Source organism: Christensenella sp. KGMB01412, assembly GCF_055522415.1.
The window spans coordinates 90,270-109,829 of the sequence record NZ_JBVFVW010000001.1 but is presented as its reverse complement, the minus strand read 5'-3'; the positions used below and the strand labels follow the sequence as shown (position 1 = coordinate 109,829).

Here is a 19,560-nt window from a genome sequence, read left to right as displayed (position 1 = left end):
CCCTTTTCCCTTTTCGATAAAACTGCTGCCAGCACCTAACCGAACAAGATTTTTTTCATCATGCCCTGATCATTTATTTTTCCCACGCAGGTTGTCGTCAGGCGGTCAAGATCGATACAGTAATCGATCACTTCCCTCATCTGCCCGTAACGCACCTCGTCAATGAAGCGTAATACTTCCTCGTCAGAGTAAACGTTGCCTGTCAGGATCATAGCCTTGCCGATCGCACTCATTTTGGAGGATGTACTTTCGAGCGACAGGATCAGGTTCCCCTTGAGCTGCTCCCTGCTCTGGGCGAATTCTTCCTCAGTAATACCATTTTCCTTAATCTTCTTCAGCTCCGCAACGATCATCTCCGCAACCTGCTCCGTATTTCCCGCCATCGTTCCGGCATATACGCCGTACATGCCGGTGCTTGAATAAAGCGCCGGATAGGTAAAAACAGAATACGCCATGCCCATTTCCTCACGAATCTTCTGGAACAGGCGCGAGCTCATGGAGCCTCCGACAACGTTGTTGAGGATATTGAGCGCATATTTCCGCTTGTCCTTCTGGTCGAAGCAGGGCATGCCCATGCAAAGGTGTACCTGCTCGATATCCCTGTCCGAAACCTCGAATCCGTCCTTGCGGGGAGCAAAACCATTGCAATCCGCAAACTCGGGTATCTGCAGCTTCTTCCTGTTCATGCTCACAAACAGGCTGTTCAGGCAATCCCTCAGCTTGTCTACGTCAAAGTTTCCCGCAACGGCGACCACAATATTCGAGGCCGTATAGTACCGGTCCATATAGCTTTTGAGGTCGTCGCGTGTAAATCTGCGGATATTTTCCGCAGGCCCTAAAATCGTTTTGGAAAGCGAGCATCCGTCAAAGTACGTGCTGGATATGAGATCCATTGCAGCGTCTTCCGGATTATCGTTGCTCATGGCGATTTCTTCCAGCACCACATTCCGCTCCTTATCGAGCTCTTCTGGCAGAAGCGTGGCGTTGCAGAACAAATCCGTCAGGATTTCAAGGCCCTCGCCGAGTTTCTCGTCGATTACCTTAATGTAATAGCAGGTGCACTCCTTTGATGTAAACGCATTGATCTGTCCGCCAATGTTGTCCACATCCACAGATATCTGCTTTGCGCTGCGCTTTTCCGTCCCTTTGAAAAGCATATGCTCGATGAGGTGCGAGATACCGTTTTCTTCTTTTGTCTCTGTGACCGAACCTGCGCCAACCCAGATTCCTGCCGTAACGGAATGAAAATTCGGAAGCCTTTCGCCGATCAGGCGAACGCCGCATTCCAGCATTTCATCCACAAATGTTTGATCCATATCAATATCCTTTCCGGCTAACCGTACCAAATCCTGCCACGCGCCTGCAATAAAGCGGGCATCGATCAGGATACGAATCCATGTACATTAAAATAGCCTTGCAACCGGAAAATGCCGCGGCGGCCAAATCTATGTTCGGACAGGCCCTTGCGGCATTTTGGTTATTTACTGTGATTTGCTTTACGCAAAGCGTCAGTCCCTTAGCTTTCGAGGTCTTCCGCTTTTACGCCTTTATGCGTCAGGTTGATCCTGCCCTGCTTATCGATCTCCACTACCTTTACAAGCAGCTCGTCGCCGATATTGCAAACGTCCTCCACCTTTTTCACGAATTCATTTGAAAGGTTGGAAATCCTGCACATTCCTTCCTTGCCCGGAGCAAGCTCTACAAACGCTCCAAAATTCATGATGCGCGTTACCTTTCCGTTGAACACCTCGCCCACCTTTACATCCTTGGCAATCGTCTCGATGATCTTACGCGCTTTTGCAGCCGCCACGTCGTCGGGCGTCAGGATAGAAACGCGTCCGTCGTCCTCGATATCGATTTTAACACCGGTATCGTCGATGATTTTGTTGATCACCTTTCCGCCTGCGCCAATGACCTCGCGGATTTTATCCGGATGAATCGTAAACTGGATGATCTTCGGTGCAAAAGGTGAAAGATGCTTACGCGGTTCCGGCAGCACTTCGTTCATCTTATCGAGGATATACAGTCTTCCCCTGAGCGCCTGAGCAAGGGCGCGCTCCAGAATTTCCTTGTCGATCCCCTTGATTTTAATATCCATCTGGATTGCCGTGATACCGTCCTTGGTACCCGCAACCTTAAAGTCCATATCGCCAAGGAAGTCTTCCAGTCCCTGAATATCAGTCAGTACGACTACCTTACCGCTGTCAACGTCTTTGATCAATCCCATCGCGCAGCCGGCAACCGGTTTTTTCATCGGAACGCCTGCATCCATAAGCGCCAGCGAGCTTGCACACACGCTTGCCTGCGATGTGGAGCCGTTGGAGCTGATGACCTCAGATACCGCGCGGATTGCGTACGGGAACTCTGCTTCTGAAGGAAGCATCGGCAAAATCGCACGCTCTGCAAGCGCGCCATGGCCGATCTCGCGGCGCGACGTGCTGCGCATCATCTTTGCTTCGCCCGTTGAATACGGCGGCATATTGTAATGGTGCATATAGCGCTTGAAATCCTCATCAGAAATACCGTCGAGGTTTTGCCCCTCGCGAAGGGCGCCCAGCGTTACAAGGTTCATCGCCTGTGTCAGCCCACGCGTAAATACCGCGCTGCCATGCGTTCTTGGGAAAATTCCCGTTTCGCACCAGATCGGGCGAATATCTTCGTAGCCCCTGCCATCCGGACGAATACCGTCGTTCAAAATCTTACCGCGAATTACTTCTTTTGTCATGTAATAAAGCACGTCCGCAATGTCTGCCGCGCCATCCGGGAACTGCTCGGCAAAATGCTCGATCACTTCCTGCTTTACCTGTTCCTGACGCGCCTCGCGTTCGTCCCTGTCAAACGTATCCACGCTCCAAACCACCTTATCAGCGGCATATTCGCGCACTGCATCGTTGATTTCGTCCGAAGCTTTGTGAATCGTAACTTCCTTTTCCGGCTTACCGATCTCGTTTTTGATATTTTCAATGAACGCGCAGATGCGTTTGATTTCCTCATGTGCAAACAGAATCGCGTCGAGCATTTCCTGCTCGGATACTTCATTCGCACCTGCTTCCACCATCATCACAGCGTCCTTGGTTCCTGAAACCGTAAGGTGGAGCCTGCTCTTTTCACGCTGCTCGCTGTTCGGATTGATGATGTATTCTCCGTCAATCATACCGACAAGTACGGAACCCGTAGGACCTGCAAACGGAAGTCCTGAGATGCTCAGTGCCGCGGAAGAACCGATCATTGCAAAGACCTCCGGCGAAACGTCGGGATCAATAGACATTACCGTCGCAACAATCTGCACATCCTTATAGTAACCCTTTGGGAACAACGGGCGAATCGGCCTGTCGATCAGGCGCGCCGCCAATATTGCCGAAGTTGCCGGCCTTCCCTCGCGTTTAATGTAACCGCCCGGTATTTTGCCTGCAGAATACATTTTTTCTTCATATTCCACACTCAGCGGGAAAAAATCGATGCCTTCCCTTTCCGTTTTTGAGCCTGTCGCATTTACCATGACAGCCGTGTCGCCGCATCTTACGATGACGCTTCCGTCTGCCTGGAAGGCGTATTTACCGCTCTCCACCGTGAGAGTCCGGCCGCCCAGTTCCATTTCATATACCTTATTTTGCATAGTTTCCTCCTACATTATTGTTTCATCTTTGGTTCGGTCCCCTTTGGCCAATGCCTTGGGTGTGCCCACAGGCACCATTTGGCGTCACAGCACGCTGATCTGCCCAATACGTTCACTGCGTAATAAGCCACGCTGCCTCGCACACTGCGCTCGGCGGTGTCTTGATACGTTTTGTAAAAACCGCTTCGCGGCTTTTACAAAACGTAATAAAGAGCGAGAAAATCCCGCTCCCCATCATGTCTGTTATTTTCTTAAGTTAAGGCTGCTGATAAGCGCTCTGTATCTCTCGATATCCTTTTCTTTGAGATAGTTGAGCAGGCCTCTCCTTTTACCAACCATTTTGAGCAATCCGCGTCTTGAGTGCGAATCCTTTTTGAATTCCTTCAAATGCTCGTTCAGGTGATTGATCCTGTAAGTAAGAAGCGCGATCTGTACTTCCGGGCTTCCCGTATCCCCTTCCTTCTGGGCATACTTCTGAATAATTTCTGTTTTTACTGTCTTGTCCATTTTTTACCTCCATTTGTTGAAAACCCGTTATGCTATGGTGCCGTCGGAGTTGTCGCACATCAGAGCATCCGGTAATCATATGTTAAATATTCTAGCACAAAAGATATTTTTTGTAAACAGATAAATCGGAAAGCATCTCCCTTGCCGTATCCGCATTGCGGGCGATTTCCGCACTGAGTTCCTCTACGTTTGCAAAAGCCTTTTCCCCGCGGATAAACGAAACAAAATTCACGCGCATTTTTTCGTCGTATACGTCCCCGGAAAAATCAAAAATAAAGGTCTCTATATTTGGTATTCCCTCGTCCGTTACGGTTGGCTTCACACCCACGTTGGTAACCGCCGGATAGCACTTGCCGTCGATTTGTACAATCGTAGCATATACGCCATATCTTGGCAGCAGCTTTTCAGTAGACATATTGGCTGTCGGAAACCCGATCGCAGAGCCAAGCTTTTTCCCCTTTTCGATCCTGCCGTCAATAAAGTAAAAACGATCCAGAAGCCGCGCAGTCTGCTCCATTTCGCCACGCTCAATATGCGCCCGGATCAGCGTACTGCTCACCTTGCCTTCTTCGCACCCAACCTCAGGGATAATCGAGACCGTATATCCATATCGATCGGCATTCGCACGTAAAAAAGCGGCGTCCCCTTCCGCATTTTTCCCAAAGCGGAAATCAAAGCCGACCGTAATGTGTCTCGCGCAGAAGTCGTTTACCAGCCTCTGCAGGAACTCCTCCTTTGTCAGCTTGGAGAACTCCTCTGTAAACGGCTGCATATAGAGCGCTTCCACACCCATGCACTCAAAAATATCGATTTTTTCTTTTACTGTGTAAATGTTTTTATAAGCCGCGTGACTGGGCTTTGTATCGAAGGTGTAAACCACCGACATAAGCTCCTTGTGCGCGTCGATTTCGTCGATCAGCGCCTTATGGCCCGCGTGAATCCCGTCGAACAGGCCGATTGCGACTGCCGTCGGCTTTTGAAGCGGCAGATCATTTTGCGTTAACAGTTCCACTGGATGTATCCCCCAATAGCTTCAGCGTTGATACGATTTTAAGCGTATTTCCCGCCTTTTTCCCAATTCCAATCAATTCATTCCTGCAATAGACGGCATATTCTGTGTCAGGCTCGATCCTGATATCCGTCTTTGTAAGGTCTATGGGCCTTCCCGTTGTCAAAAAACGAAACAAATGCCCCGGGCAGCAAATCTGTTGCATAAACCCAAGCGCATCCTCCATTGGCAGCATCGCCCTTTCGGCTTCGCCACCCTCTGCCAGCTCTTCAATCTCTGCAAGCGTATAGGAGTTTTGCACCTCATAGCCGCATGTTTTCGTGCGTAACAAAAAGGAGGTATATGCACAGCACGAAAGCGCCACGCCGATATCCGCACACAGTGTCCGGATATAAGTCCCTTTGGAGCATGCAATCCGCAGCAAAAAACGGTTGCACTCTCCCTCCAGAATCTCTATCTCATAAACGCTTACCTCTCGCGGAGGTTTTTCTACTGTGATTCCCCTGCGCGCAAGCTCATACAGCTTTTTACCGTTATGCTTTACTGCCGAGTACATCGGCGGCGTCTGGCTGAGTTTGCCGATGAATTGCGGTACCACCCGCGCAAGCGCCTCCCTGTCCACTTTACAGGAACACTCTTGCGTAAGAGTGCCGTAGCTGTCCAGAGTATCCGTAGCTGCGCCAAATGTAATTTCCGCAATATATTCCTTATCCCCGCGCATAATGTAGTCTGCAATTTTTGTCGCGCGTCCAACGCACACAGGCAGCACGCCCGCCGCACCCGGATCCAGCGTTCCGGTATGCCCGATCCGCTTCTCTGCCAGTATCCTGCGCAGGTGCGATACCACGTCGCTCGACGTCATTGCCGGCGGCTTTAAGATGTTGAATACGCCGTTCACTTCAAATAATCCCTCGCCGTACTCACAACTTTGTCCATTACGTCGTACAATTCGCCCTTGATCATACATCCGGCGGCCTTGACATGTCCGCCGCCGCCGAAGCGCGCCGCCATATCTCCCACGTCCGCGTATTCGTTTGCGCGCAGGCTCACTTTATATGCGCCTTCCCGCAGCTCCCGGATAAACGCCGCAATCTCCACGCCTTCTATTTCCCGCGCATAATCGATCAATATTTCATTGTCTTCAAGCTTTGCGCCGCATTCCTCGATTTCATCGAGCATAATTGTCGATACGGCGAGCTGCCCTTCAAAATGGAAACGGATGTTTTCAATAAAGCGCGCGATCAGCTTTGTCGCCCCAAGTGTCCTGCGGTTAAAAATCCGGTCCGCCATTTTTGCAAGCGGAAGGTCGTCGTTCACAAGGCAGGAAAACAATTCCAGCGTGGATTTTTTTGTGTTGGAGTAAGTAAAATTGCCCGTGTCCGTCGCAATCGCCATATAGACCGCCATATTGATCGTTTCGTCGATGGGCGCGCCCAGTTCCCTTGCGAGATAGTAGACGATTTCCCCTGTCGCCGGAAGATCCTGCACATAATTGACCTGCGCGTAATTTGTATTGGAAACATGGTGGTCGATATTGCAGTTCGGCTTTGCGTCAAAAAGCTCCTGCGCGGCGGAAAGCCGCTGCTTGGTCGCACAGTCTACAGTCAATACCGCTTCATAGTCGTCAAAACTGACGTCGTCAAGTAATTTAAAAAGTGGCCTGAACTGTTTGAAATCATACTTTGCGGGCGGCGCACATAATAAAATAACCTCAGCTTTCCTGCCAAGATTATTTAATGCTCTCGCGAGCGCATATGCGCTCCCGAGAGCGTCTCCATCCGGATTCAAATGTGTCAATACCGCAAACTTCTGATGGCTGTCAATAAAACTGATTACGTCTTTCATTCTGCTTCCTTATTCTTTACATCGTCAAGTAGCTTGGCGATCTTGATGCTGTATTCGATTGAGTCGTCAAGTAAAAATGTAAGCTCCGGAACCCGTCTGATGTCAACTGCCCTGGCAAGCCTTGTCCGGATAAAGGAAGCGCCGTGATTGAGCGCGTCAACCGACGCCTGGCGTTTTTTGTCCGTATCATATACGCTGACATATACCTTGGCAAATTTAAGATCCTGCGTTACATCTACCTTTGTTACGCTCGTCATGGCTGACAACCTGTCGTCCTTGACATCATTCCTGATGATATCGGCAAGCGCACGCTTCACTTCTTCGTCGATCCTGTTTAACCTGTTTGTGGGCATTTTCTTTCAACTCCTAACGCGCGATTTCGTGCATTTCAAAGCATTCGACCACGTCGCCTTCCTTGATGTCGTCGTAACGGTCCAGGGAAAGTCCGCACTCATAGCCTTGTGCAACTTCTTTTGCGTCGTCTTTAAACCTTTTTAAAGAACTCAGCTCACCTTCATATATAACCACGTTGTCACGAAGCAAACGCGCCTGTGCATTCCTGCGAATCATTCCGTCCGTTACATAGCAGCCCGCAATCGTTCCCACAGACGACACCTTGAACGTCTGGCGCACTTCCGCGTGACCGATCACAAGTTCCTCGAACTCCGGCTCCAGCATGCCCTTCATGGCAGCCGTAATGTCCTCGATCGCTTTATAGATAATCCGGTACAAACGGATATCCACCTTCTCCCGGTCTGCAGCGGCGCTCGCCATGTTGTCAGGCCTTACGTTAAAGCCAATGATGATCGCGTTTGCAGCCGAAGCCAGCATAACGTCCGTTTCCGTGATTGCCCCGACGCCGCAGTGGATCGCACGCACGCGAACCTCGTCGTTCGAAAGCTTTTCAAGCGACTGGCGCACCGCCTCGACGGAGCCCTGCACATCTGCCTTGATCACAATATTGAGGTCCTTAATCTGTCCTTCCGCAATCTGGCTGAACAGGTCGTCAAGCGACACCTTGGACATCTTCTTGAGCATCTCTGCCTTCTGCTTATCCTTACGCTCCTCAACGACCTGCTTGGAGAGCTTATCCGCAGGAGCTGCGTGCAGGATATCGCCTGCCACCGGCACCTCCGAAAAACCGATGACCTCCACCGGCTGCGACGGGAGCGCCTCGCTCACCGTCTGTCCACGGTCGTTTACCATTGCACGAACCCTGCCGTAAGCAGTACCCGCTATAATCGTATCGCCCGTTTTGAGCGTTCCATTTTCCACCAGTACCGTCGCCACAGGGCCCCTGCCCTTATCAAGCTGCGCTTCCACAATCGTTCCTTTTGCAAGGCGGTCAGGGTTTGCTTTAAGCTCCTGTACCTCAGCTACAAGAAGAATCATTTCGAGCAGCTTATCGATACCCTCGCCCGTTTTCGCGGAAACCGGAACAACGATCGTCTCGCCGCCCCATTCCTCAGGCAACAGGTTATGCTCTGTAAGCTCCTGCATGATCTTCTGGATATTGGCGTTTTGCCTGTCTATCTTGTTGATTGCCACGATGATCGGCACGTCCGCCGATTTCGCATGGTTGATCGCCTCTATTGTCTGCGGCATGATGCCGTCGTCCGCAGCAACCACGATGATTGCGATATCCGTAACCTGCGCGCCTCTTGCACGCATCGCCGTAAACGCCTCATGGCCCGGCGTATCGATAAAGGTAATCTTTTCGCCATTGAGCTCCACCTGGTATGCGCCGATGTGCTGCGTGATGCCGCCCGCTTCGCTCTCCGTTACCTTCGCAAGCCTGATCTTGTCAAGAAGCGAGGTTTTACCGTGGTCTACATGCCCCATGATCGTAACGATCGGCGGGCGTTTTTTGAGATTTTCCTCCGTATCCGGCTCTTCTTCAACCAGAATATCTTCAGCTGTCTGCGCGATTTTCTGCTCAAGCTCAATGCCAAACTCGTCGGCAATCAGCTGTGCCGTATCAAAATCGATCTGCGAATTAATCGTGCTCATCATTCCCAGAAGAAGAAGCTTTTTCAAAATCTCAGATACAGGTTTGCCTATTTTCTCCGAGAACAGTTTGACGGAAATCGTCTCCTCCGTGATCGTCGCCTTTTCAATCTTAATCGGCTCGATCACCGTTTTAGGCTGCTGTTGCTGCTTTTTATGCTTATATCTTCTGGAACCCTTCGGGAAATCATCATCGTCAATATTAAAGACGCGTTCCTTGATTTTAGGCCGCTTTGCACGATCCTCTTCCATCTGTTTTTTCGTCTTCTTGTTGTGGTCGAAACCCTGTCCCTGCTTTGGGCCTGCCGCCGAAGCAAACTTCTTTGCAGGCTGTGCGCCCGCCGGCCTGTCGGACTGCCCGCCTTGCGGCCTGCCTTGCTGCTGCGGCCTGTTGCCGCCTGCCGCCGGACGCTGCTGTTGCTGGGGGCGCTGATCCCTTTGCCCCTGCTGCGGTCTGCCTTGCTGCTGGGGCCTGTCATTTCTTGGCTGTTGCCGCTGATCCGACCTTTGCCCCTGCTGCGGTGCCTGTGGCTTCTGCTCCCTCATCTGCGGAGCAGGCGCTTTTTCCTGCGGCTTTTCTTCCTGCTTTTGCGGGGCGGGTTCCTGAACCTTTTCAGGCTCCGGCTTTACTTCCTGTACTTCCGCTTCTGCCTGCTGCTCTTCCTTTGCTTTCTGTTCCGCCGCAATCCGGGCCTCTTCGGCAGCCTTTTTGGCTTCCTCTTCCGCCCGCTGCTGCTCTAAAAGAGCGCGCGCTTTTTCGTTCTTGACTTTTTCAATGTCAAGAATTTTCGATTCGATCGCTTTTATATCACGGATTTGGTTATCCGCTTCTGTTTGCATTTCCAAAACACGGTTGAAAATGGTTTGTGCATTGTTTAAAAGTGATTTGTTTGTTTCTAAGATTTTAATTTTGCTCAATGATTTCACCCCCGGAATTCATGCTATATTTTTCCCACGCGCTGCTTGCAAACCGTGGACACACGATTCCAATAATTTTATTGTTCGGTTTGTTAAGGCTCCTGCCCAGTACGTCCTTTTCTTCAAGTATAATCAGCTTAACATGATAATACGTACAAGCGTCCCTGATTTCTTTTTTTGTATTCTCTGAAGCGCCGCCATCCACCACAACCAGCTTTGCTTTTCTTTTTTTGATTGCCTGGTCTACACCCTGTGCTCCATAAACAAGTTTCCCGGCACGGGCCGCAAGCCCCAGAAACCTCAAAAAGTTTTCATTTTCCAAACTTTTCCACGATTCCTTTCAGCTCTTCGTAAAGCGTTTCATCCATTGCATGGCGCATCACTTTTGGAAAGATTTTCTTTGCCTTATCCACACAGGCGGCATTTGCGCACAGGTAAAACCCGCGCCCCTGCGCCTTCCCCGTTTCATCCACGGCAAGGCCCGTATCCTTTGCGCGCACGATGCGGATGAGCTCGTTTTTCGGCTTGCCGCTGCGGCAGGCAATGCACATCCGTATGGGCTGTTTCTTATCCAAGGCCGATCTCCTTTATCCCTGCTCTGTGGTTTCCTCCGCCGGTGTATCTTCAGAAGGCGCACCCGTTTCTTCCATCTCGTCAAGCAGGATATCCTCTTCGATTTCTTCCTGTGCCTCTTCCTCGTTCAGCTCGTCAATCACGTCAAATTCATTCTCCATGGAATCGAGGCTTGTGTCCGCGTTTGCAAACTTCTCACCAAACACCTGCTCTTCAATCTGCGACTGGCTCTTGATGTCGATTTTCCAGCCGGTAAGCTTTGCAGCCAGACGGGCGTTTTGCCCCTCCTTGCCAATCGCAAGGGAAAGCTGGTAATCCGGCACGATCACCTTTGCCGCCTTTTCATCTTCGTTGATCTGCACCATGACCACCTTCGCCGGGCGAAGGGCGTTCGCGATAAACTCAATCGGATCCGCGCTCCACGGCACAACGTCTATTTTCTCGCCGTTTAATTCCTCTACTACCTTCTCGATACGGGTGCCCTTGTGGCCCACGCACGCGCCTACCGGATCGACATCCTTTTCGTCGCTCCACACGGCGATTTTTGTACGTCCGCCCGCCTCGCGCGCGATGCTCTTGATCTGCACGACATTCTGGCGGATTTCCGGCACCTCGATTTCAAACAAGCGTTTGATGAGCGCCGGATGCGTACGGGACACAATAATCTGCGGCCCCTTGTTTGTCTTTTTCACCTCGAGCACGTATACCTTGATACGGTCGTTGATGTTATATTGCTCAGAATAAACCGTCTCGCTTACGGGGATAATCCCCTCGGCGCGTCCAAGCTCCACATAGATATTGCCGCGCTCGATCCTGTGGACGATCGCAGTCAAAACCTCGTTTTCCTTTTCCGAATACTGGTCGTAGATAATGCCGCGTTCCGCCTCCCGGATACGCTGCACCACCACCTGTTTTGCGGTCTGCGCCGCAATACGTCCAAAATCACGCGGCGTAACTTCCGTCTCCACCACGTCTCCGGCCTCATATTTTTCGTTGATTTCACGGGCCTGCTCTACCGTGATTTCCGTTTCCTCATCTTCGATTTCATCCACAACGTTTTTGATCGCAAACACTTTGATCTCGCCGGTATCGCCGTCAATCTCCACGCGTGCGTTCTGATCCGTGCCAAAGTGTCTCTTGTAGGCCGAAATAAGCGCCGTTTCGATTGCTTCGAGTAAAATATCCTTTTTGATCCCTTTATCGCGTTCTAAATCTGTTAACGCTTCCATAAATTCAGTGTTCATTACCAAGACTCCTTTATATGTCCAAATGCAGACAAATTTTCGCTGTTTCTTTCAGTTCGAATATTATTTCATTTTCATCTGTTTCGATTGTAATGCTGTCCGGCGTATAGGCGGTCAATGTGCCGGTATACTCCTTTATGCCATCGAATGGTTTATACAGCTTCACGTCGATCTCCTGCCCAAGGCACCGCTCGAAATCGCGTGCGGTTTTCAGTGGCCGGTCAAGCCCGGGCGAGGATACGCACAGGATGTACTTTTCCGCAATGGGATCGCGCTCGTCGAGCACAGCCTCCACCGCACGGCTTACCGCCTCGCAGTCCTCAAACTGCACGCCGCCCTCTTTGTCGATATAAATCGTCAGCTGCCAGTCCTGCCCCTGCTTGGCGTATTCAGTATCCACATAAGTAAGCCCCATGGATTCGATGATCGGTATCGCGATCTCTTCCACAACGGAACGTGTATTCTTAGCCATAATTGCTCCTGAAATCCGTATTATAATGCGAAAGAGTGGGTATCTGGTCCCACTCTTTTGTAAAGCATCTATTAACCTATCTCATAATACCACAACAAACCGCTCTATGCAAGCCTTTTTTAAGCATTTTACTTCTTGGAAAGGCTCAATTTCCGTTCATTCCCATGAATCAGCCGGACGATGTTTTCCCTGTGGCTTAAAATACCTAAAATTGCTATAATTACCACCGCGATCTGCTGGTAAACGCTGTCAGGCGCAACCACGAAAGCCGCAACCGCACTCAGGATCAGCCCGATGATCGAGCCGATACTCATGATCTTTGTTGCGATTACAATAATAATTGCCACCGCAAATATAATCAGGGTTGGAATGGTTTGGATAATCAGGAGAACGCCGATTGTAGCGGCGATTCCCTTGCCTCCCTTAAAGCGCAGGAAACAGGAATAATTGTGCCCTACCACGGCAAAAACGCCTGCCACGCACAGACCAAGCTCCCCGCCAAGGTACATCCCGATGAGCGCCGCCAAAAGCCCTTTTAAAACATCGCCTGCAAATACCAGCACGCCCATTCCCCAACCATAATTTCTCAGAACATTTGTCGTACCGGCGTTACCGCTTCCCTTTTCACGGATATCTTCATGCCTGATCTTCTTCGTAAACAAATAAGAAAATGATATCGAACCCAGTATATAGGCGATCGCCGCACATAAAACGAGCACCCAAACATTTGTCATTCCTACTTTTCCCCCTTCTCATCACTTCGTTGTCTAATTATTATTTTAATCGGCGTGCCACTAAAGTCAAATGTTTTGCGCAAATAATTTTCAAGATAACGCTGGTAGGAAAAGTGCATGAGCGGAACTTCGTTGACAAAAAGCACAAATGTAGGCGGCCCGACGGTTACCTGCGTTATGTAAAATATTTTGAGTCTCCTGCCGTTTGTGCTCGGCGGCTCGTTCGCCGTTACGGCATCCTGCAGGCAATCGTTCAAAACGCCGGTTGGAATACGCCTCATGTTGTTGTCGTATGCTTCATGCAGCAGTGCAAACAGTTTATCAATCCGAAGTCCTGTCTGGGCAGAAATATAAATCCGTTTTGCATACGGCATAAACGCAAGGTCAGCGGCAATCTTCCTGTTGTACTCTTCGATGGTGTACGTGTCCTTTTCAACCGCATCCCACTTATTGACCGCAATGACACACGGTTTTCCCTCTGAGTCCACATAGCCCGCAACCTTTACGTCCTGCTCTGTGATGCCTTCTGTCGCGTCAATCATCACAACGACAACGTCTGCGCGCCGGATCGCGCCAAGAGAGCGTATGACGCTGTAACGCTCGATCGATTTGTCGTCGATCCTCCCTTTTTTGCGCATCCCCGCCGTATCGATAATCGTATACTTCTTTCCGTCCCGCTCAAAGGTCGAATCGATCGCGTCGCGCGTGGTGCCCGGAATATCGCTCACAATCGCACGGTCATAGCCGAGTATTTTATTGGTAAGCGAGGACTTCCCAACATTCGGCTTGCCCACAAGGGCAATTTTAAGCGAATCCTCCTCTTCCCCGTCCGTTTCAAATTCGCCAAGCTCGCCAATGATATCGTCGAGCAGGTCTCCAAGGCCAAGGCCCTGCGTAGAAGAAATCCCGACAACATCCCCAAGGCCGAGCTCATAAAAATCAAAAAGATTCTGTTCATCCTTTTTGTTGTCAATTTTATTCACCACAACAATCACCGGCTTTTTGGACTTTCGCAGCATCTTTGCCACCTCGTAATCCTCGGCTGTGATACCGGTCTTTCCATCCACCAGAAACAGGATCAGCTGTGCCGCTTCAATGGCAATCTCAACCTGCACGCGCATCTGTTTCAGAAGAACGTCGTCCGTATTCAGATCGACTCCGCCGGTGTCCACCAACGTAAATTCCTTATTCAGCCACTCCGCATCCGCATAAATGCGGTCTCGCGTCACACCGGGCGTATCCTCTATGATCGCCAGCTTTGTTCCTGTGATCCGGTTAAAAAACGTAGATTTACCCACGTTTGGCCTTCCTACGATCGCAACCAATGGTTTTGCCATATTTTTATTCCTTATCCTTTCATTGCACAAATGCGCTTATCAGCATATATCCGTCGTTATCCAGCTTTGCACACGGTTTGCCCAGCGCTGCGGAAAGTTCCTCCAGCGTTACGTCGTCCAGCATGGATGTATCATTTTCTTTAAAACAGCAACGGCTCAGGAACAGTACCTCTTCGCCGCCTGTTTTCCCCGCGACCTGCCTTATCACGTCTTCTCCTGTAAGCAGTCCCGTTACCGTAATCGTCTTTCCAAAAAACTCATTTTCTACCCTATAAACGGAAACCTCCGTCCCCAAAACGGTTTGTATCTGCTTTGCGAGCTTTTTCAAAAACGGATAAAAATCAACGCCTGTAATAATTCCGGCCTTTTGATATTTCGCTTTTTTCCCTTTCAGGTCAAAAAGCGCGTCCTGCGCCTCCTCCAAAAACAGGCGGACAAGCCCGACGCCGTTTTCAATCTGTACAAAATCTTCGTACTCCTCATAAGGCGGAAGATCCAGCTCCGCGCGTAAATACATTTCATCCGACGCAAATACAAATCTCGTCTCGCCGTTCTCTTCTAAAAAACGTTTCTGGTATGCCTCGATCGCGCGCACCGCTTCTCCGGCGCATTCCCTGCCAACCGGCTTTAGCGGGTATCTTCCCTCACGGTATTTGGTCAGGCCGGCCGGCACCACTGCAACCGAACCGATTTGCGGATACAGCTCATATAACTTTTCAATGGTTTCCTCCAGCACCTTTCCGTCGTTGAGGCCTTCGCACATAACGATCTGCGTGTGCATCCTTATGCCGTTTTTTGCAAGCCGTTCAATGATTCCAAAGGTTTTTACCGCATCCGGGTTGCCAAAAAGCAGCTTCCTCATTTCATCGTCATATGCGTGAACCGATACGTAAAGCGGGCTGATGCGCTGGTCTATGATCCTTTGTATCTCTTCTTCCTTCAGGTTCGTCAGCGTGATATAGCTGCCCATCAAAAAGGACATCCGCCAGTCGTCGTCTTTCAGGTACAATGTGCGGCGCATCTTTTTGGGCATCTGGTCTACAAAGCAAAATACGCACTTGTTTTTACAGCTTATTTTTTTGCCGAAGCCGTCGTTCTCAAATTCAATTCCAAGATCTTCATACGGCTCCTTTTCGATTTCAATTTCTTCCTGCGATCCGTCCTTCTTCTGTATAAGCACAAGCACAAGATCGTCTGCCATTGCATCGATATAGTCGATATAATCCCGGATGTTTTTGCCATTTACGGATAATAAAACGTCGCCCGCGGCAATCTCACATTCCGCAGCAATGCCGTCTATGTCTACCTGTTTTACGATCATCCAAAAGCTCCCCTGATTGCAGTTTATCAAATGGTTGTGCAAACGGCATTTACCAAAACTGCTATGCAACGTTTATGATTGTATCGAATCCTTCTCTTGCCAGCTGTAAAACTGAACGGACAAAAGGATACCCTCTTGTCCGCCCCATTGTCCAATACTCTTAAATACAGCGCTTATTTGTAAAGCGGGAATTCCTCGCAAAGCGAAATAACGCTGTCCTTGACCGCCTGTGCGGCGCTCTCACCGTCCATAATAATCTTTGCGATCAGGCCTCCGATCTCATTCATCTGTTCTTCTTTCATCCCACGCGTTGTTACGGAAGGCGTTCCAATCCGAATGCCGCTTGTAACGAACGGGCTCAATGTCTCAAATGGAATCGTATTCTTATTAACTGTGATGTTCGCCGTGTCGAGCAACGCTTCAACCTCTTTACCGGTTTTGCCTTTTTCCCCGACATCCACGAGCATCAGGTGGTTATCCGTGCCGCCGGAAACAAGGCGCAGCCCATTATCCTTCAGCGACTGCGCCAATGCCTGCGCATTTTTGATGATCTGCTTCTGGTATTCCTTGAATTCAGGCTGCAACGCTTCCTCAAACGAAACCGCTTTGGCAGCAATTACGTGCATGAGCGGTCCGCCCTGCGTACCCGGGAAAATCGCCTTGTCGACTGCCTTTGCAAGCTCTTCCGAGCACAGGATCATACCTCCGCGCGGTCCGCGCAGCGTCTTGTGCGTCGTCGTGGTCGTAAAGTGCGCGTACGGCACCGGGCTTGGATGGAGTCCCGCCGCAACCAGGCCGGCAATGTGAGCCATATCTACCATAAGGTATGCGCCGACAGCATCCGCAATCTCCCGGAACCGTGCAAAATCAATCGTGCGCGGGTATGCGCTCGCACCTGCAACAATCATCTTTGGCTTATGCTCCGTTGCAAGATCATAAATCTGATCGTAATCGATGGTTTCGTCGTCTTCTCTTACGCCGTAAGGGACAATGTTAAAGTATTTGCCTGACATATTGACAGGACTACCATGCGTCAGATGCCCGCCGTGTGAAAGGTTCATTCCAAGGATCGTATCGCCGGGATTCAGCACGCTGAAATAAACTGCCATATTTGCCTGCGCGCCGGAATGGGGCTGCACATTTGCGTGCTCTGCGCCAAAAAGCTTTTTCGCGCGGTCGCGCGCAAGGTTTTCCACAATGTCAACGAATTCGCATCCGCCATAATAACGCTTTCCGGGATATCCCTCCGCGTACTTGTTCGTCAGGTGGGAGCCCATCGCCTGCATAACAGCCTTCGAAACGAAGTTCTCCGATGCAATCAGCTCAATGTTGTGCTCCTGCCTGTTTAATTCCTTCATCATCGCGTCGTAAACCTGCGCGTCTGTCTTTTTCACTTCTAAAAAATCCAACATAATTTCTATTACCTTTCGTAAATTTTTTCAAAATCCGCGATTGCGGACTTGGCTGCATTTTGTTCTGCTTCCTTTTTCGAACTGCCCGAGCCTTCGCATATCGGCTTGCCGCCTACAAAAAGCTGTACGTGGAAAGTCGCATTGTGCGGCGGCCCTTCCTGGCTCTTTACCTCATAGGATATTTCCTGCTTGACGCTGCGCTGTACCAGTTCCTGGAACTGTGACTTATAATCATGATCGCTCATGCGGCTCATGGCAGAGCTGATCGCATCAGCAAACAGATCATAAATTACCGTCTTTGCGGTCTCAAAACCACCGTCGAGGTATACGGCGCCCATCAGTGCCTCTACAACGTTTTCGAGGATGGATGTTTTTTTCCGTCCGCCGGACTGCTCTTCTCCCTTGCCAAGTAATATATACTCGCCAAGGCCAATCCCGCGTGCAATTCCTGCCAGTGACCGGGAGCATACGATGTCTGCGCGCTTTTGCGTCAGGGCCCCCTCTGAAAAATCGCGGTAGCCTGTAAACAGGTAATCGCTGATAATCAGCTCGATCACCGCATCCCCCAAAAACTCCAGGCGCTCATAATGCGGAACGTTTCCGCAGGACGGGTGTGTAAGCGCCCGTTTCAGAAGCTGCTCATCTTTAAAGCGGTATCCGATTTTTCCTTCGAGCGTTTCTCTATTCATGATCGTCCTTCAGGCCGGAAATGCCCTGTTGGATTTCTTCCACCACATTACCGGCTATGAATTTTCTCGCCGCGTCGATTGCATGGAAAATTGCTGTAGCGTCCGAGCTCCCGTGTGCTTTCATGACGCCGCCCGCAAGCCCCAAAAGCAAAGCGCCGCCATATTCCTTATAATCCATTTTCTTTTTAAGCTTGCCAAAAGCGCTTTTCATAAATACCGAGCCGAGCTTTGCGCTCGCGCTTTCCTTGATGTACCCTTTGAGCATTCCAAGGATTGTCTTTGCGCAGCCCTCAAGAAATTTCAAAACGATATTTCCTGTGAATCCATCGCACACAAGCACGTCAAACTCGCCGGATAAAAGCTCTCGTCCTTCCGCATTCCCAACAAAATTAATCGGCGCTTCCTTTAAAAGCTGATACGCTTTTTTGGTAAGCTCGCTTCCCTTTTCTTCCTCAGCACCGTTATTGATCAGCGCGACCTTGGGGCTTTTAAGACCAAACACCTTTTGCATATAAATGCTGCCCATCACGCCAAACTGCTGCAAATACTGCGGCTTGCAATCCGCGTTCGCCCCGCCGTCGATCAAAAGCACCTCGCCCGTCTGCGAGGGCAAAACCGGCGCAAGCGCCGGACGCTTGATTCCATTAATGCGCTTTACAATCAGTGTCGCTCCCGCAACAAGAGCGCCTGTGCAGCCCGCAGAGATCAGCATCCCGCCCTCCCCGCGCGCAAGCGCGTTCAGCGCTACAACCATAGAGGAATCCTTTTTCTCCTTTAACGCCTTCACCGGCGAGTCATCCATCTCGATCACCTGCGTGGTGCCGATAATCTCAATTCTATCCTGATTATATTCCGCCTGCGAAAGCAGCGCTTCAATTTTCTGCCGGTCTCCTGTCAGTAAAAAAGATGTGTCTGGAAATTCCTGCATGGCACGAAGCACGCCTTTTACAATCTCGTCCGGCGCGTGGTCTCCGCCCATCGCATCTATGATAATCCGCATGATATCCCCTTCTTTTCCGTAAGATAGTGCAATACTGTTATTATATAGAAATTTACGGCTTATTTCAATCAAAATTAAACCAAAAAAGGATTTGCGTAAAGCAAATCCTTTTCTCTGATCCAAAACTACTTCGTCGCTTCTTTCGGAGCCACCGCAAGTCTTCCGTTATAGTAGCCGCAATTCGGGCAAACTCTGTGGGCCAGCTTTGGCTGGTGACACTGCGGGCACACGCCTACAGCCGGAGCTGTCAGCTTCCAATGCGCTCTTCTCGTATGTTTACGTTGTTTCGACGTTCTATTCTTTGGTACTGCCATTTCACACACCTCCCTCGATTAAAACAATCCTTTTAGTTTTGCAAACGGATTTGTTTCATCCGTATCATCCTGCTTGCATTCGCACGATCCTGCGTTCAGGTCCTGCCCGCACTGCGGACAAATCCCCTTGCAGTCCTCTTTGCACAGGAACTGCTGCGGCAGACTCAGTACGATTGCATCATATACCATTTTATCGAGCGACAGCGTGTCACCTTTGTAGGTATATTCCTCTTCCTCTCCAGTGCCCTCAGGCCAGTAGAGTTCGCTGAAACGGTACCCGACGTCTGTTGTCATGCCCGTAAGGCAACGGTCACACACCGTATTCAATACTGCGTCAAAATTTCCTGTAACGGAAACCTTTTTATCTGTCACGCAAAACTCTGCTTCCAGCTCGAGCGGCTGTGCAAAATCGATATCCCCGCCAAGCTCTGGAACACCTTCATAAGAGAACGTCCCACACTCGCCTTCATTTTTCAATGCCTTTGAAATATCAATATCTATCATACTTTGCTCGCCTCTGTAAGAAAACAGGTACCACTACATTATATTTTTATGCAGCGTG

The 19,560-nt window shown here is 50.1% G+C and carries 20 protein-coding genes; all 20 read right to left on the bottom strand.

Features of this window, described 5'->3' with window-relative positions:
• Nucleotides 1-35: 35 nt before the first annotated feature.
• Nucleotides 36-1,316 (bottom strand): M16 family metallopeptidase, encoded by a 1,281-nt coding sequence (locus ACS5WU_RS00555; RefSeq protein WP_052740412.1) that lies wholly within the window; start codon nucleotides 1,314-1,316, stop codon nucleotides 36-38.
• 200 nt (nucleotides 1,317-1,516) lie between these two features.
• Entirely contained in the window at nucleotides 1,517-3,616 is a 2,100-nt protein-coding gene (locus ACS5WU_RS00550; protein ID WP_046443119.1) for a polyribonucleotide nucleotidyltransferase, read from the bottom strand.
• A gap of 243 nt (nucleotides 3,617-3,859) precedes the next feature.
• On the bottom strand, nucleotides 3,860-4,123 hold the full coding sequence (gene rpsO, locus ACS5WU_RS00545) for a 30S ribosomal protein S15 (RefSeq protein WP_046443120.1): 264 nt from the start codon (nucleotides 4,121-4,123) through the stop codon (nucleotides 3,860-3,862).
• Nucleotides 4,124-4,214: 91 nt separating this feature from the next.
• Nucleotides 4,215-5,135 (bottom strand): bifunctional riboflavin kinase/FAD synthetase, encoded by a 921-nt coding sequence (locus ACS5WU_RS00540; protein ID WP_046443121.1) that lies wholly within the window; start codon nucleotides 5,133-5,135, stop codon nucleotides 4,215-4,217.
• Nucleotides 5,113-5,994, bottom strand: coding sequence for a tRNA pseudouridine(55) synthase TruB (gene truB / locus ACS5WU_RS00535; RefSeq protein WP_465088873.1), 882 nt, complete (start codon nucleotides 5,992-5,994; stop codon nucleotides 5,113-5,115). The genes ACS5WU_RS00540 and truB overlap by 23 nt, the downstream gene beginning before the upstream one ends.
• Before the next feature lie 32 nt (nucleotides 5,995-6,026).
• Nucleotides 6,027-6,977: a DHH family phosphoesterase gene (locus ACS5WU_RS00530; RefSeq protein WP_046443123.1), complete on the bottom strand. Its 951-nt coding sequence runs from the start codon at nucleotides 6,975-6,977 to the stop codon at nucleotides 6,027-6,029.
• Nucleotides 6,974-7,330, bottom strand: coding sequence for a 30S ribosome-binding factor RbfA (gene rbfA / locus ACS5WU_RS00525; protein ID WP_046443124.1), 357 nt, complete (start codon nucleotides 7,328-7,330; stop codon nucleotides 6,974-6,976). The genes ACS5WU_RS00530 and rbfA overlap by 4 nt, the downstream gene beginning before the upstream one ends.
• A gap of 13 nt (nucleotides 7,331-7,343) precedes the next feature.
• Nucleotides 7,344-9,824 carry a translation initiation factor IF-2 gene (infB, locus tag ACS5WU_RS00520; RefSeq protein ID WP_465088937.1) on the bottom strand — a complete coding sequence of 827 codons (2,481 nt, stop codon included), beginning with the start codon at nucleotides 9,822-9,824 and terminating at the stop codon, nucleotides 7,344-7,346.
• Nucleotides 9,825-9,888: 64 nt separating this feature from the next.
• On the bottom strand, nucleotides 9,889-10,224 hold the full coding sequence (locus tag ACS5WU_RS00515; RefSeq protein ID WP_046443125.1) for a L7Ae/L30e/S12e/Gadd45 family ribosomal protein: 336 nt from the start codon (nucleotides 10,222-10,224) through the stop codon (nucleotides 9,889-9,891).
• Entirely contained in the window at nucleotides 10,214-10,477 is a 264-nt protein-coding gene (rnpM, locus tag ACS5WU_RS00510; protein WP_052740410.1) for an RNase P modulator RnpM, read from the bottom strand. Before rnpM ends, ACS5WU_RS00515 begins: the two co-directional genes overlap by 11 nt.
• A 12-nt stretch (nucleotides 10,478-10,489) precedes the next feature.
• A complete protein-coding gene (nusA, locus tag ACS5WU_RS00505) occupies nucleotides 10,490-11,719 on the bottom strand; it encodes a transcription termination factor NusA (RefSeq protein ID WP_059109562.1) in 1,230 nt (409 codons plus the stop codon).
• Between the two features lie 13 nt (nucleotides 11,720-11,732).
• Nucleotides 11,733-12,191 carry a ribosome maturation factor RimP gene (locus tag ACS5WU_RS00500; RefSeq protein ID WP_059109561.1) on the bottom strand — a complete coding sequence of 153 codons (459 nt, stop codon included), beginning with the start codon at nucleotides 12,189-12,191 and terminating at the stop codon, nucleotides 11,733-11,735.
• Nucleotides 12,192-12,319: 128 nt separating this feature from the next.
• Nucleotides 12,320-12,925 carry a glycerol-3-phosphate 1-O-acyltransferase PlsY gene (plsY, locus tag ACS5WU_RS00495; RefSeq protein WP_046443173.1) on the bottom strand — a complete coding sequence of 202 codons (606 nt, stop codon included), beginning with the start codon at nucleotides 12,923-12,925 and terminating at the stop codon, nucleotides 12,320-12,322.
• A 2-nt stretch (nucleotides 12,926-12,927) separates the two neighbouring features.
• Nucleotides 12,928-14,262, bottom strand: coding sequence for a ribosome biogenesis GTPase Der (der, locus tag ACS5WU_RS00490; protein ID WP_046443174.1), 1,335 nt, complete (start codon nucleotides 14,260-14,262; stop codon nucleotides 12,928-12,930).
• A 19-nt stretch (nucleotides 14,263-14,281) separates the two neighbouring features.
• Nucleotides 14,282-15,583 (bottom strand): DUF512 domain-containing protein, encoded by a 1,302-nt coding sequence (locus tag ACS5WU_RS00485; RefSeq protein WP_046443175.1) that lies wholly within the window; start codon nucleotides 15,581-15,583, stop codon nucleotides 14,282-14,284.
• Between the two features lie 173 nt (nucleotides 15,584-15,756).
• A complete protein-coding gene (locus tag ACS5WU_RS00480) occupies nucleotides 15,757-16,995 on the bottom strand; it encodes a serine hydroxymethyltransferase (RefSeq protein ID WP_330697063.1) in 1,239 nt (412 codons plus the stop codon).
• 8 nt (nucleotides 16,996-17,003) lie between these two features.
• On the bottom strand, nucleotides 17,004-17,684 hold the full coding sequence (gene rnc / locus ACS5WU_RS00475; RefSeq protein ID WP_302759976.1) for a ribonuclease III: 681 nt from the start codon (nucleotides 17,682-17,684) through the stop codon (nucleotides 17,004-17,006).
• Nucleotides 17,677-18,684 (bottom strand): phosphate acyltransferase PlsX, encoded by a 1,008-nt coding sequence (gene plsX, locus ACS5WU_RS00470; protein WP_046443202.1) that lies wholly within the window; start codon nucleotides 18,682-18,684, stop codon nucleotides 17,677-17,679. Before plsX ends, rnc begins: the two co-directional genes overlap by 8 nt.
• A gap of 125 nt (nucleotides 18,685-18,809) precedes the next feature.
• The gene (gene rpmF / locus ACS5WU_RS00465) at nucleotides 18,810-18,998 is read right to left on the bottom strand and encodes a 50S ribosomal protein L32 (protein WP_059109558.1); all 189 of its coding nucleotides are present in this window, start codon (nucleotides 18,996-18,998) and stop codon (nucleotides 18,810-18,812) included.
• A gap of 18 nt (nucleotides 18,999-19,016) precedes the next feature.
• Complete coding sequence (locus ACS5WU_RS00460) at nucleotides 19,017-19,502, bottom strand: YceD family protein (protein WP_052740416.1); 486 nt, start codon at nucleotides 19,500-19,502, stop codon at nucleotides 19,017-19,019.
• Nucleotides 19,503-19,560: the final 58 nt, after the last annotated feature.